Annotated in this window: 10 protein-coding genes, 1 tRNA gene and 1 pseudogene; 9 read left to right on the top strand and 3 right to left on the bottom strand. The window is 60.8% G+C overall.

The annotated features are described in order from the left end of the window. Together RDN59_RS02285 and RDN59_RS02290 are read right to left on the bottom strand one after the other, a co-directional pair. A partial coding sequence (locus tag RDN59_RS02285; RefSeq protein WP_308606400.1) for a cation:dicarboxylate symporter family transporter occupies window positions 1-596 on the bottom strand: 596 nt, incomplete at its 3' end. A gap of 117 nt (window positions 597-713) precedes the next feature. After that, window positions 714-1,784 (bottom strand): biotin/lipoate A/B protein ligase family protein, encoded by a 1,071-nt coding sequence (locus RDN59_RS02290; RefSeq protein WP_308606402.1) that lies wholly within the window; start codon window positions 1,782-1,784, stop codon window positions 714-716. Window positions 1,785-2,254: 470 nt separating this feature from the next. Between RDN59_RS02290 and RDN59_RS02295 the strand changes: the two genes are divergently transcribed. The 4 genes from RDN59_RS02295 (at window position 2,255) to nrfD (ending at window position 8,655) form a co-directional block, all read left to right on the top strand. Further along, the gene (locus RDN59_RS02295) at window positions 2,255-3,115 is read left to right on the top strand and encodes a PRC and DUF2382 domain-containing protein (RefSeq protein WP_308606403.1); all 861 of its coding nucleotides are present in this window, start codon (window positions 2,255-2,257) and stop codon (window positions 3,113-3,115) included. A gap of 123 nt (window positions 3,116-3,238) precedes the next feature. Continuing rightward, on the top strand, window positions 3,239-6,511 hold the full coding sequence (gene fdnG / locus RDN59_RS02300; RefSeq protein WP_308606404.1) for a formate dehydrogenase-N subunit alpha: 3,273 nt from the start codon (window positions 3,239-3,241) through the stop codon (window positions 6,509-6,511). A 9-nt stretch (window positions 6,512-6,520) separates the two neighbouring features. Further along, window positions 6,521-7,564, top strand: coding sequence for a 4Fe-4S dicluster domain-containing protein (locus tag RDN59_RS02305; RefSeq protein WP_308606405.1), 1,044 nt, complete (start codon window positions 6,521-6,523; stop codon window positions 7,562-7,564). Next, window positions 7,561-8,655: an NrfD/PsrC family molybdoenzyme membrane anchor subunit gene (gene nrfD / locus RDN59_RS02310; RefSeq protein WP_308606406.1), complete on the top strand. Its 1,095-nt coding sequence runs from the start codon at window positions 7,561-7,563 to the stop codon at window positions 8,653-8,655. Before RDN59_RS02305 ends, nrfD begins: the two co-directional genes overlap by 4 nt. On the opposite strand, the gene selD is transcribed toward nrfD, so the two are convergent. Next, window positions 8,645-9,622, bottom strand: coding sequence for a selenide, water dikinase SelD (gene selD / locus RDN59_RS02315; RefSeq protein ID WP_308606407.1), 978 nt, complete (start codon window positions 9,620-9,622; stop codon window positions 8,645-8,647). The genes nrfD and selD overlap by 11 nt on opposite strands. Window positions 9,623-9,657: 35 nt before the next feature. Between selD and RDN59_RS02320 the strand changes: the two genes are divergently transcribed. The 5 genes and pseudogenes from RDN59_RS02320 to RDN59_RS02340 all read left to right on the top strand — a co-directional run bounded on the left by RDN59_RS02320 (window position 9,658) and on the right by RDN59_RS02340 (window position 13,622). Further along, window positions 9,658-9,752 (top strand) — tRNA-Sec (locus RDN59_RS02320). Between the two features lie 21 nt (window positions 9,753-9,773). Next, a complete protein-coding gene (selA, locus tag RDN59_RS02325) occupies window positions 9,774-11,060 on the top strand; it encodes an L-seryl-tRNA(Sec) selenium transferase (RefSeq protein WP_308606408.1) in 1,287 nt (428 codons plus the stop codon). Next, window positions 11,061-12,851: a selenocysteine-specific translation elongation factor gene (gene selB, locus RDN59_RS02330; protein ID WP_308606409.1), complete on the top strand. Its 1,791-nt coding sequence runs from the start codon at window positions 11,061-11,063 to the stop codon at window positions 12,849-12,851. Window positions 12,852-13,032: 181 nt separating this feature from the next. Beyond that, window positions 13,033-13,314: pseudogene (locus RDN59_RS02335) on the top strand (type II toxin-antitoxin system RelE/ParE family toxin). An 8-nt stretch (window positions 13,315-13,322) separates the two neighbouring features. Continuing rightward, entirely contained in the window at window positions 13,323-13,622 is a 300-nt protein-coding gene (locus RDN59_RS02340) for a HigA family addiction module antitoxin (protein WP_308606411.1), read from the top strand. Window positions 13,623-13,964 lie beyond the last annotated feature (342 nt).

The raw sequence follows: 13,964 nt of genomic DNA on the forward strand, positions 1-13,964 counted from the left end.
AGGAAGGACTCGGTAAAGCGCAGGAAGGGATCGGCTGCCTTGCCGGCCTTGACCGCGGCGATGCCCAAGGCCAAGGAAATAACAAGAAGCTGAAGGGCGCCGAAGCTGAGGGAGGCTTCGCCATCGCTCAGGGAAGCCTTGAGTCCAAAGAAGTTGGCGGGGACCAGTTGCTGGAGGAAGGCGGTCCATGAACCAACGTTGGATGGGTCGGCGGCGGTGGAAGCATCGACAGTTGTGCCTACGCCCGGCTTCATCACGAGGGCGACGAGAATGCCGGCGAGGACAGAGAAGAATGCTGTGATGGCGAACCATACAAGGGTGGAGATTGCCAGCGAGGCTGCATTAGCCACCTTGCGTAGGTTAGCAACCGAGGTGACGACGGCCGCGAAGATGAGCGGCGGGACCATCACCTTGAGCAATTGGACGTACGCGCCGCCGACGCCGGACAGGGTATTGGAGAGCCACGAGGACTCCATGCCGGAAGCGATGAAGCCGAGAATGAGGCCGATGATGAGGCCGGCAATGACCTGGGCGCCAAAGCCGGTGGCCCAGGAGGGTAGCGCGCGCGAGGATGCGCGGGAGGAAGTATCGGACACGAGATTATCCTTCTAGACAGTGTTGTATAGAAATGGACCAAACGGTTCGGTGAAGTCATACCGATCGGTTCACTAGAACGTGTAACACCGTACGCTGCCCAGAAATTCCCTTGCAAATTATGGGATGCGTTTGGTCCATTCATCGTTGAGGAACTTGGTGTCGACGAGGTGGCGGGCGGCGGCGAGGGTGTCGTCGGAAAGCTCAGCGTCGACGGCGCCGTAGCGGGTGGCAAACTCGCGCGCCATGGTCTCGATGATTTCCTCGCGAGGCACGCCGGTTTGGCGGCGCAGCGGGTCCACACGTTTCTTTGCGCTGGCCAGGCCTTTGGAGGAGACTTTGACCTTGCCGATGCGCAAGACTTCCATCATCTTGTCTGCATCGATGTCATAGCTCATCGTGGTGTGGTGAAGTACCGCGCCCTTGCGGCGCTTTTGAGCGGCACCGCCAATCTTTCCGCCGTCCGAGGTGATGTCATTAATCGGCACGTACCAGGCATTGACACCAAGCTTGCTGAGCGCCGAGAGAACCCATTGGTCTAGATACTCGTAGCTAGCCTCGTAGGAATAACCGGCCACGAGAGACTCTGGGGCGTACAGGGAATAAGTCACACAGTTGCCGCCCTCCATGAACATTGCGCCACCACCGGAGATTCGGCGCACTGGAACAATGCCGTGCTTGTCGACGCCTTCCTGGTCTAACTCGTTGGAATAAGACTGGTAGGAACCGAAGACTACGGCGCGATCTTCCCATTCCCAGAAGCGGAGCGTAGGACCGCGTTTTCCTTCCGTGACTTCGTTGAGGAGGACCTCATCGAGGGCGACGTTGACTGGGGTCGGGAGAACTCCTGGGCGCAGGATTTCCCAGTTGTGGTCGGTGAAATCGGTACCGCCCGACAGGGCACGCTTGGCCGTGACTGCCAGGTTGTGTGTGTCAAAGCCGTGAAGGGCCACGGGTGAATCGATTCGCGCAAGGGCGGCATCGAGCCGGGATTGAATCTCTTCTGTCGAGGCGGCTGTAGTGATGCCGACCAGCGCTGGGGCTAGTGCCTCGTAAGCCTCTTCCGGTTCGAGGAAGAAATCACCGGAAACCTTTGCTGCGGTTACGGTGCTGTCGGCGTCAATATCGAGATCGACGACGAGTAGTTTGCCGCCCGGGACTTTGAGTTCGAAGTGTCTGGTTTGATTCATGGTGCTTAGGGTACTCGGGTATAGCGTTGTGGCGATTGTGAAAATAGACCATTTAATGAATGCGGAATTTGGGGAAGGGGGTAGCCAACATTTTTTGGCTGTGCCTGTGAGTAGCGTAAAGAGTTGCGTAGAGGGTCGTTGTTGGGCGCTATGTTGCGGGTGGAAGTTAGTGCCTTTATGTCTCGTTTGGGGATGTGGGGTAGGAGTGTAGGTCGGGGACTGGCAGGCGTTTGAAGAGCTTAAATAGTCTGTAATCTAATCGTTATAGCCAATATGACCTGCGGCTAAGCGCGATTTTGGCAAAAGAAGGGGATGCTGCGGTGGCGCATTGTTTATTTGTCCGTATGGTGGGTGACAGCGCAAACGAAATAGCAAATCGTCCCCCACTTCTTATGACATATGGGGGTGATGTTGAGAGCTGTGGTTTGCCAGTTCCATATAGACCAAATATAGAAAGGTTTAGAGAAACAATGGGTAAGAACATTAAGGATCTGTTTAACGCAACCGCATACGACAAGGCCGGCGAGAAGCTGGGCTCTGTCAAGGAGGTCTTCGTCGACGAGCAGTCCGGTCAGCCGACTTTCGTTGAGGTCAACCACGGTCTGTTCGGCATGAGCTCTAGCTTGGTACCGCTCCGCGGTCACGATTTCACCGGTGAAGAGCTCAAGCTGGCCTTCTCTAAGGACCGCATCGAGAACGCACCGGACTTTGACTCCGATAAGCCGCTGACTCCTGAGGCACAGGCGGACATCTTCAAGCACTACGGCCTCGAGAACGCGCAGGACGTGACCACCTACCGTGACGAGCGTGATGAGCGCGCTGGTGTTGCAGGTGCTGGTGCAGCTGGCGCTGGTGTTGCAGGTGCTGGTGCACACGCTAAGGATGAGACCGCTTCTACCGACCGCGTTGAAGCTGACCGTGCTGCTGCTACCGACCACAACCTCACCAACAACGAGGGCGAGGTTATCCGCTCCGAGGAGCGCCTGGACGTCAACAAGGAGCGCGTGGCCACCGGCGAGGCGCGCCTGCGCAAGTACGTCGTGACCGATACTGAGACCGTCGAGGTTCCGGTCGAGCGCGAAGAGGTTCGCGTCGAGCGCACCCCGATTTCTGAGGCTGACGCTGCCAACTACACCGGCACCATTGGCGATAACGGAGCCGAAGAAGCCTCCGTCACCCTGCATGAAGAGCGTGTGAACGTAGAGAAGAAGACCGTCCCGGTGGAGAAGGTTAACCTCTCCAAGGAGACCATCAAGGACACCGAGACCCACACCGAGGAGCTGCGCAAGGAGCAGATCGATACCGACGGCATCACCGAGACCCGCAAGTAATCTCGGTTAAGGGCTAAGAGGCTGGAGCTGCAAAGCTCCAGCTTTTCGCGTTTTAGGCCCGATCCTTGTCTTATGGTCTTAGGAAGGGTGGAAAAGATGGAGGCAAACCAGTAGGTTTGAATCATGTCACGTTTTAGCCCACTGAACTGGCCCGTTGTGTGCCAGATCCGCAATAAGGACGCCTTCGGTCGCGATGTGTCCACGCAGTCGGCTAAGAGCGAAGATTTGCGAGGACGCACTGTCGACGCGGACCGTGTGGTGCAATCGGTGTGCCCCTACTGTGCAGTGGGCTGCTCCCAGCGCGTTTATGTCAAGGATGACCGCGTCATCCAAATCGAAGGGGACCCAGATTCCCCGATTTCCCGCGGACGCCTCTGTCCCAAGGGTTCTGCGTCTGAGCAGCTCATTAACTCCTCGACTCGCATCACCACCATCAAGTACCGAGCGCCCTATGCTACTGAATGGCAGGAGCTCGACGAAGAGACCGCGATGGACATGATCGCGGACCGCTTCGTGGAGGCACGCGCGAGGCACTGGGAGGACGTCGATAAGCACGGGCGTCGTCTCAACCGCACCATGGGTATCGCCGGTTTGGGTGGCGCGACGCTAGATAATGAGGAGAACTACCTCATTAAGAAGCTGTTTACCGCCACCGGTGCCATTCAAGTGGAGAACCAGGCGCGCATATGACACTCCGCCACCGTTCCTAGTCTAGGAACATCGTTTGGCCGCGGCGGAGCAACCCAACCGCTGCAGGATATGGCGAATGCGGACTGCATCGTCATCGAGGGTTCTAATATGGCGGAATGCCACCCCGTGGGATTCCAGTGGGTCGTGGAAGCCAAGAAGCGTGGTGCACGCATTATCCACGTGGATCCGCGCTACACGCGTACGTCTGCCTTTGCGAACCGCCACATCGGTATTCGCGGTGGCACGGACGTGGTACTGCTCGGCGCGATTATCAAGTACGTGCTGGATAATGACCTGTATTTCCACGATTATGTGGTGAATTACACCAACGCGGCGTCGATCATCTCGCCGGATTTCCAGGACACCGAGGACCTCGAGGGACTGTTCTCTGGGTACGACGCAGAGAAGGGCAAGTATGTCACGGACTCGTGGCAGTACGTGCGAAAGCCTGAGGGCTCCTCGTGGAACGTGGAGAAGGACATGACGCTGGAGGATCCGAACACGGTCTTCCAGATTCTCAAGCGCCACTACTCGCGCTACACCCCGGAGATGGTGGAGGAGACCTGTGGCATTTCGCCGGAGGACTTCTATTACTTGGCGGATTCGATTGCGCAGAACTCCACCCCGGAGCGCACCACGTGCTTCGCCTACGCGCTGGGCTTTACCCAGCACACCCTGGGCGCACAGTTCATCCGAACCGCGGCGATCCTGCAGCTACTCATGGGCAACGTGGGCCGACCTGGCTCGGGAATCATGGCCTTGCGCGGGCACGCCTCGATTCAGGGATCGACTGATATTCCAACCTTGTTTAACTCGCTGCCGGGCTACCTGCCGATGCCGCACGCGGATCAGGAGACCTGGGCGGATTACCTGGATTCCTTCCGTCAGGAAGACCAGAAGGGCTTCTGGCAGATAGGTGAAAACTATGCTGTGTCCTTAATGAAGTCCTATTGGGGTGACGCCGCCACCGAGGAAAACAACTGGGGCTTTGATCTCATGCCGCGCCTGTCCGGCGCGCACTCGACCTATGAGACCTTGTTGGCCATGCTGCGCCACGAGGTGGAAGGCTACTTTGTCTTCGGGCAGAACCCGGCGGTGGCACAATCCAATGGTGGTATGCAGCGCCGCGGTCTAGCCTCATTGAAGTGGCTGGTCGTGCGGGATTTCCAGGAGATTGAGACTGCAAGCTTCTGGAAGGATTCGCCGGAGATTAAGAACGGCGAGCTGAAGACTGAGGACATCGCTACTGAGGTCTTCCTCATGCCGGCAGCTACCCACGTGGAGAAGTCCGGTACCTTTACCCAGACTCAGCGCATGGTGCAATGGCGCTTCCAAGCGACTCCGCCGCCGGGCCAGGCCCGCAGCGAGGCGTGGTTCTTCTACCAGCTGGGCAAGAAGATTAGGGAGCGCTTGGCGGATTCGACTGACCCGCGCGATCTGCCGATTAAGTCCGTGACGTGGGATTACACGGAGGACGAGCACGGCGACCCGAGCTCGGATGAAATCCTGCGGGAGATCAACGGCTACTACCTCGATGGGCCGAAGAAGGGTCAGCTCTTGCCGGCCTTCACAGAGATGCGAGCCGATGGCTCGACGTCTGGCGGGTGTTGGATTTACACCGGCGTGTATAAGGACGGTATCAACCATGCAGCGAAGAAGGTTCCGGGTTCGGAGCAAAACGAGGTAGCTCTCGACTGGGGCTGGGTGTGGCCGGCCAATCGCCGCATCCTGTACAACCGTGCTTCCGCAAAGCCGGATGGAACTCCGTGGTCGGAGCGCAAGAAGTACGTGTGGTGGGATGAAGCCCAAGGCAAGTGGGTTGGTGACGACGTGCCGGACTTCCCAGCCACGAAGCGCCCAGACTATGTCGCGCCTGTCGACGCCGTCGGCCCCGACGCCCTCGACGGTGATGATCCATTCATTATGCAGGCCGACGGCCTGGGCTGGCTGTTCGCGCCGAAGGGATTGTCGGACGGCCCCCTGCCGACTCACTACGAGCCGCAGGAATCCCCGGTCACCAATGCTTTGTACAAGCAACAGCAGTCGCCAACGCGTCTGACGATTAAGCGCGAAGATAACCTCTCCCGACCAGAGCCGGGGGAGCGCGGTGCCGATGTTTTCCCGTTCGTCTTTTCCACCTATCGCTTGACGGAGATGTATACCTCTGGCGCGATGTCACGCCGCCTGCCTTTCTTGGCGGAGTTGCAGCCGGGACTATTCTGCGAGGTGGACAAGGAATTGGCCGCCAAGCGCGGCCTTGTCAACGGCGAGTGGGCCACCATCGTGTCACCACGTGGTGTCATCGAGGCGCAGGTTTTGGTAACGGACCGCATGGAGATGCTCACCATCAATGGAGAGGACTTCCACCAGATCGGTTTGCCGTATCACTATGGCGAATCGGGGACGACCGAGGTAGCCGGTGACGGCGCCAATGACCTGTTGGGCCTGACCCTGGAACCGAACGTGTTCATCCAGAACTCCAAGGTCGGTGCGTGCGATATCCGGCCGGGTCGTCGTCCACGTGGCGAGGCCCGCGTCAAGCTCTTGCGTGAGTACCAAGAGCGGGCTCACCTTACTGTTGACTCGGGCAACCGGATCCTGGACGTCTCAGATGCTTTTAGCACGAAGAGCGATGCTTCTGAGGAGAACACCGGCGATGACACCACCGCAGGCAATGTGGCGGACTACGAAGGCAAAGAAGGCTAAGGAGGACTAATGGCTAATCTTTTCACCGAAAAGGCTGATAAACACGGCTATGAGTCCTATCAGCGCATGGCGTTCTTTACCGATACCTCGGTATGCATCGGCTGCAAGGCGTGCGAGGTGGCCTGTAAAGAATGGAACCGCAACCCGGTGGAAGGCTATGCGGTCACCGGCAATTCCTATGACAACACCGGCGGGCTAGGCGCTAATACCTGGCGCCACGTGGCCTTCATTGAGCAAAGCAACGAGCGCATCGAGCAAGCGCGCGAGGAGGGGCGCACACTCATCTCGCTGGGTATGCCCACAACCTCTGCACCAAGCGTGACCCCAGATACCGATGATTTTCGCTGGCTCATGTCCTCCGATGTGTGCAAGCACTGCACCAATGCTGGATGCTTGGACGTGTGCCCGACGGGCGCGCTCTTTCGTTCCGAATTCGGCACCGTCGTGGTGCAGGATGACGTGTGCAATGGCTGCGGGACATGCGTGGCCGGTTGTCCGTTCGGCGTGATTGAGCGCCGCGATGACGGCGGCGTGACACTGAAGGCGGACAAGACAGCCACCGTGGATTATCAGGTTCCGGACCACGCGGGCGTGAACGTGTTGGCAAAGCTGAAGCAGCTTAAGCCGCAAGGCCCCGACCATACGCCAGGACAGTCCATGCCTATTAAGAATCTGGGCGTGGCCCAGAAGTGCACCATGTGTTATGACCGCCTGAAAATTGGTGAGCAACCTGCCTGCGCCAAGACCTGCCCGACGGACTCCATCCAATTCGGCCCCTATGAGGAGATGCTCGCGGCCGCGCGGGAGCGCGTGCGCGTCCTCCACGAGCAAGGGCTGACGGAGGCTCGTCTCTACGGAGCAAACTCGCAAGATGGTGTTGGGGGAACGGGATCAATCTTCTTGTTGCTCGACTCTCCTGAGGTTTATGGGCTGCCGCCGGATCCGCGCGTGCCCACGGCGGATTTGCCGCAGATGTACAAGACCGCAGCGAAAGCTATCGGAGGAATGGCGCTGGCTGTGGCCGGGGCATTCATGTTGGGAGGCCGCAAGTGAGCGAGTTTGATGAGTACCGCCCGCCGCAGGAGCCTAGGCGCAGGCGTGGCGGCGGCAAGAAGCGCCGGCGTGGACGAGTCGGAGCCGGCGCACAGGATGGTTCCAAAGAAGAGCGCATGGCCGAGGACTTTGAGTTCTCCTCGTATTACGGCAAGCCCGTAGTCAAGGCCCCGCCGTGGGAGTGGCCCATCGGCGGCTATCTCTTCCTCGGCGGCGTGGCCGGCGGTTCTGCGATGTTGGCCGCCGGTGCCCAGGCCACTGGGAACGCACCGCTGAAACGCTCGACGCGGTTGACGGCTTTCTCCGCGGCGTCGGTAGGTTCGGTCTTTTTGGTGCTCGACCTCGGCCGCCCAGAGCGCCTGCTCAACATGTTCCGCGTTTTCAAGGTGACCTCGCCGATGTCCATCGGCTCGTGGATCCTGGGCAGCTTCGCTTCCGCCGCGGCCCTGCCCGCGGTCGTGGAAGCGGACGAGCTGGTCGGTGGTATGCTGCCGAAGCCGCTTCGCCGCCTCCTCAATAAGGCCGCGGGCCCAGCAGGCGCTGTCGCCGGCGTGCTTGGCGGACCACTGGCGGGTTACACCGCGGTGCTGTTGGCCAACACATCAAACCCGACGTGGAATGACGCGAAGAAGCATCTGCCTTATGTGTTCGTATCCTCGGCTTCGGCGGCGGCGTCGGGCGCTGCCATGGTCTTTACCCCGGTGGAGAAAGCGGGCGCGGCACGAGCGCTCGGTATTACTGCCGCAGCGGCCGATCTGGCCGCGACCCGTGTCATGGAAGCGAACATGGAGCCTGAGCCTCTTCGCCCGCTGCACGAAGGCACGCCCGGGAAACTCATGAAGGCCTCTGAGGCGCTCATCGCCGCGGGTGGGGTGGGAACCGTAATCGCGTCGGCGACAAAGTCGCGCGCGGTGTCGGTGGTCTCCGGCCTGGCGCTTCTGGCGGGTTCTGCCTGCACGCGTTTCGGCGTGCTCAATGCGGGGCTGGAGGCGGTGAAGGACCCCGCGACAAGCATCGGCCCGCAAAAGCGCCGTGCTGAGGCCCGCCGCCAGGCAGAGGGCCTCACGCACTCGACAGTGACTAGCGGATAGTAATGCGCGCCCCGCCCGGCACGGTGCGGCCGATGACCGGGTAACCGGGGACCTCGCCGATAACCAGCAGGCCGCCGGAGGTTTGGGCATCGGCGAGGAAGACTAAGTCCTCTTCACTCAAGTTGGAGTCGAGGTGGGGGCGGACCCAATCTAGGTTGCGGCGCGAGCCGCCCGGGATGAAGCCCTCCGCTAGGGCTTCCTTGGCCCCTTCCACGGCAGGAACGGCGGCGAAGTCGAGCTCTGCACCGACCCCGGAGGCGCGGCACATCTTGTACAGGTGGCCCAGAAGCCCGAAACCGGTGACGTCGGTAGCCGCACGCACGCCCGCGGCCACGGCGGCCGCGGCAGCCTCGCGGTTGAGCGTGGTCATGGAATCCACCGCGGCCTGGGAGACTTCGCCGGTGGCCTTGTGCTTGTTGTTGAGGATGCCCACGCCAATCGGCTTGGTCAGCGTGATGGGCAGGCCCGCCTCGGCGGCGTCGTTGCGCATAATCTTGTCGGGGTGGACGGTGCCCGTGGCGGCCAAACCATAGGTGGGCTCCGGGGCGGTGATGGAGTGACCACCGGTGATGGAGATCCCGGCCTCGCTGGCCACATCCATGCCACCGCGCAGAACCTCGCGCAAAATATCGAGGCCGAGTTTCTCGCGCGGCCAGCCCACGAGGTTGATGGCGGTGATGGGCGTGCCGCCCATGGCGTAGACGTCGGACAGCGCATTGGCTGCCGCCACCCGGCCCCAGTCATAGGGGTCGTTGAGCATCGGGGTGAAGAAGTCCGCAGTGGAGATGACCGCGAGGCCGTCGTGGATGCGTACGGCGGCGGCATCGTCGCCGTCGTCAAGCCCGACCAGCACGTTGGGGTCCGCAGTACCCACGAGGCCCGCAACGGCGGATTCGAGTTCTCCCGGAGGAATCTTGCAGGCGCAGCCGCCACCGGCGGCAAAGGACGTAAGTGCGATGTCAGACATGGGGGCCATTGTAGCCGCGTGTATGGTGAGCAGACGGAGGCGTACGTGTCCTGGTGGGCGCCCCGGTCTTCAAAACCGGTGAGGCCGAGTATCTCGGTCTGGCAGGTTCGATTCCTGTCCGTCTCCGCCATCCGTGCTGCTAGGAGGACCCATGACGACAGACCCCCGCCGCTTCATCCCGAAGATGGATGAGATCCTCCAGTACCCAGCGGTGCGCACTGCGCGGGAGCGCAGTGCAGCCCACAAGGTGCGCGCGATCATCGACGCCGTGCTTGCCGACGCCCGCTCCGGCTTACTCGCTCCCTCCCAGATTGAGGAGGAGCTGGCCGACAGACTCGAAAGCGCACAGCCCTATTCCTTGCGCCGCGTCATCAACGCCACGGGCGTCATTATTCACACGAACCTGGGCAGGGCTCCTTTACCACCGGCTGCGGTGGATGCGCTGGTGGCTGCAGCCGGCTATACGGACGTCGAGATGGACTTAGACAGCGGTCAGCGCTCACGGGATAGGGGACGCGGCGCGGTCGAGACTGTCCTGGCCGCCTGCCCCGGCGCGGAGGACGCGCTGGTCGTCAACAACGGAGCCTCCGCGCTGCTGCTGGCCACCGCAGCGTTGGCCCCCGGCAAGGAGGTCATCATCTCCCGCGGCGAACTCATTGAAATTGGCGCGGGCTTCCGCTTGCCCGAGCTCATCGAGTCCACGGCCACCCGGTTGCGGGAGGTGGGCGCGACGAACCGCACACACGTGGCGGACTACCAGCGGGCTTTGGGGGAGAACACCGGGGCGATTCTCAAGGTGCATCCCTCCAATTTTCTGATCAGTGGTTTTACGTCGTCTGTGCCGGTTGCTGAGTTGCGTGCGCTTACGGATGTGCCGCTCATCGTGGATATCGGCTCGGGGCTGCTGCACCCAGACGATGCTTTGCCCGAGGAACCCTCCGCCAGCCAGGCTCTTCGCGATGGTGCAGACGTGGTGCTTTTTTCGGGAGATAAGCTGCTCGGTGGACCACAAGCCGGGGTGCTCGTGGGAAAGAAGGAAGCAATCGCTGTGTGTAGGAAACACCCGTTGGCGCGGGCGGTGCGCATCGATAAGCTGCGGCTCAACGCGCTCGAAGCCTCGCTTTCAACCCCCTCCAATGCCGTGCAGGACGCGCTGCACATTGATCCGCAGCGCCACCGCGAGCGCACGGAGAAGGTGGCCGCGGCAGTCGGCGGTGAGGTCGTCGAACATGCAGGCCGCGTCGGCGGTGGCGGAGCCCCAGAGGTGCCGCTACCGGGGTGGGCCGTGGCGTTGCCAGAGGAGCTGGCACGGCCGTTGCGGTTGGGGCAGCCTCCTGTGGTGGCGCGCGTGAACCAGGGCCGCTGCCTGGTGGATGTGCGCTGCGTGCCGGAGTCGCAGGATGCGGAGCTTATTACTGCGATTCAGGCGGTGATGTAGGTGTATGTTGTGGCTACGGCCGGGCATGTGGACCACGGCAAGTCGAGCCTGGTGAAAGCGCTGACAGGAATGGAACCGGACCGCTGGGAGGAAGAGAAGCGGCGCGGCCTGACCATTGACTTGGGCTTCGTGTGGACGAAGCTCAACTCCGGCGCCGACGTAGCTTTCGTCGATGTGCCGGGGCATGAGAAGTTCCTAGGCAACATGCTGGCCGGGGTGGGGCCGGCATCGGTGGTTCTCTTTGTGGTGGCGGCCGATGAAGGCTGGCAGGCGCAGTCCACTGACCACCGCGATGCATTGCGCGCCCTGGGGATCGAGCACGGCGTGGTAGCGCTGACTCGTGCTGATAGGGCAGAGACTGCCCGCCGGGTAGAGGTAGCCGCGCAGGTCAAGACAGAACTGGCTGGAACAGCGCTTGCCGACGCCCCCATCGTCGACGTCTCCGCAAAGACCGGCGAGGGCGTGGAGAAGCTGCGCGCCGAACTGGATAGGGTGCTTGCTGCTATGCCAGTGCCCGATCCAACGGCGCGCGTGCGTTTGTGGGTCGATCGCGCCTTCAGCGTGAAGGGCGCTGGAACCGTGGTGACGGGAACGCTGGCGGCCGGGACGGTATCGGTTGGTGATGACCTTGAGCTCAGTGGGCAACGCGTCACGGTGCGCGGCGTGCACAGTGAGAACACAGCAGTGGATAGTGCGGGTCCGGTTACGCGCGTGGCGCTCAACCTGCGCGGGGTGGCCGCGGACCAGGTTCATCGCGGGGATGCGCTACTTAGCCCGGGGCGCTGGCGGGTGCTCGATACCGTGGATATTCGTCGCACCTTTGGGATCGTGATGACCGAGCTTCCCCAGAACCTCGTGGTGCACATCGGCACGGCGGGGGTCGGTGCCCGTCTGCGGCCTTTAGGCGGTGAATTCGCGCGGTTGACACTGGAAAGCCCGCTACCTCTCACGCTGCTCGATAGATTCGTGGTGCGCAGCCCCGGCGGGCGACACGTCGTGGCCGGTTTTGAAGTGGTGGATGTACACCCAGCTGAATTAAATAGGCGCGGCGATGCCAAGAAACGCGCTGTTGAGCTAGAAGTTTTAGAGCCGGCGAATCCGGCTGAGTGGCTCAAGCGCTGCGGCTACGCTGCACACGAAGACCTCGTGCGCGATGGCTTTTCGGTGGAAGAAAAGCCGGCGGGAGTCATTGAGTTCCGCGACTGGTGGATCGCCGCCAGCCAAGTAACCGCGTGGAAGAATACTCTCGGTGAGGCAGTTGAAGCTCATGCCGAGGCGAATCCACTGTCCCCGGGTCTGGCGAAGGCAGCGGCCATGGATGCACTGGGACTGACCGAGCCGGCCTTGTTAGGCCTAGCGGTAGCAGCCGCCAAGCTCGAGACAGTTGATGGCGTACTGCGCATGCCCGGGCAGGCCGTCGACCTTGGCCCCGCGGAAAGGTCAGTGGCTGAACTTGAGCGGCGACTGCGCGCTGAGCCTTTCGCCGCTCCAGAGGCTGCGGACCTCAAGGAATTGGGACTGGGCCCCAGGGAGCTCGCCGCTGCCGAGCGCGCCGGGCGCGTGCTCCGGCTGGACAAAGGCGTTGTGCTTTTACCTTCCGCTCCGCGGGAGGCACTCAGCGTGGTTGCGCAGTTGGAACAGCCCTTCACCCTCTCGGAGGCGCGACAGGCTCTGGGAACGACGCGCCGGGTTGCCATCCCGTTACTGGAGCATCTCGACGCCACGGGCGCGACCCGCCTGGTCGACGGAAAGCGATTTGTGCGCGCGGCAGGGGCAAAGGAACCAAAGTAAAGGCACCATTTGTGGGCGGGTTCAGAGAAATCCCAGGTCAATGAATTAGCGCAAGTGCATAAGGTGCCAGTTAAAAGGTTCCTTTGGGGGCCGTTGGAAAAGTTTTGAGGGTGCAAGTGTCTTCAATGGCTTAACGGTGACCGTCATTGACGGTCACCGTTATGTTTTGTAGGGTGAACCCATGATCCAGTCTTTCGGTAACCGTGATACCGAGCTTGTCTGGTTACGCGAAGCGTCGCCGCGGATTGATCCGAGAATCCACAAAACTGCTAATAGAAAACTCCATCAGCTCGATGCTGCTGTTTCACTGAACTCCTTACGAGTTCCACCAGGTAACCGCCTCGAAGCTTTGAAAGGCGACCGGAAAGGAACATTCAGTATCCGAGTCAATCAATAGTGGAGGATTACCTTCCGCTGGACCGAGGCCGGTCCAGCGGACGTTGTTATCGAGGACTATCACTAAGGACAGTTATGAGTACTAAGCTTTATCCGCCGATTCACCCCGGCGAAGTGCTTAATGAAGATTTCATCGAGGCTTTTGGGATTACACAACACAAACTGGTTGTAGAAATTGGCATTCCGCCGCGGAGGATTAATGAGATTGTCCACGGCAAGCGTGGAATCACCGCAGATACCGCTCTTCGGTTAGGAAAGTACTTCGGAATTGAACCGCAGTATTGGCTCAACCTGCAAAGCCGTTATGAATTGGAGGTGGCTGAGGATGCCGTCGCTGATGAAATCGATGGCATCCGGCCCCTCGGTGCGGCTTAATATCACAGGCTAGTAGCGGGAGCGATTGGACTGGGGACGTCCTCCAGAAGCAGAACGAACTGAATGGCGGCTGCCTAGGTCAGGATCATCGCTTCCCCAGGAGTCTTCGGCCCAGATCGCAAAATCGCGATCGGCATAGCGCTCTTGTCGGGTGGCAAGGTGCTCCATCCTCTGTGTATAACGTTTCTTCGAAGCTTGGATGCGGTCAGTTTTGGAATCTGTGGCGGATTGATTTCTACGGTTGCTGTGTCGTTTCGTGGGCATGACGTGCTCCTGGGTTCTTAAGTGAGTGAGTTGCTGTGAACGCAACTTTAATCGAGTGGTGGGTACGGCACTCAAGGT

The organism is uncultured Corynebacterium sp., assembly GCF_902489365.1.
Lineage (GTDB): Bacteria > Actinomycetota > Actinomycetes > Mycobacteriales > Mycobacteriaceae > Corynebacterium.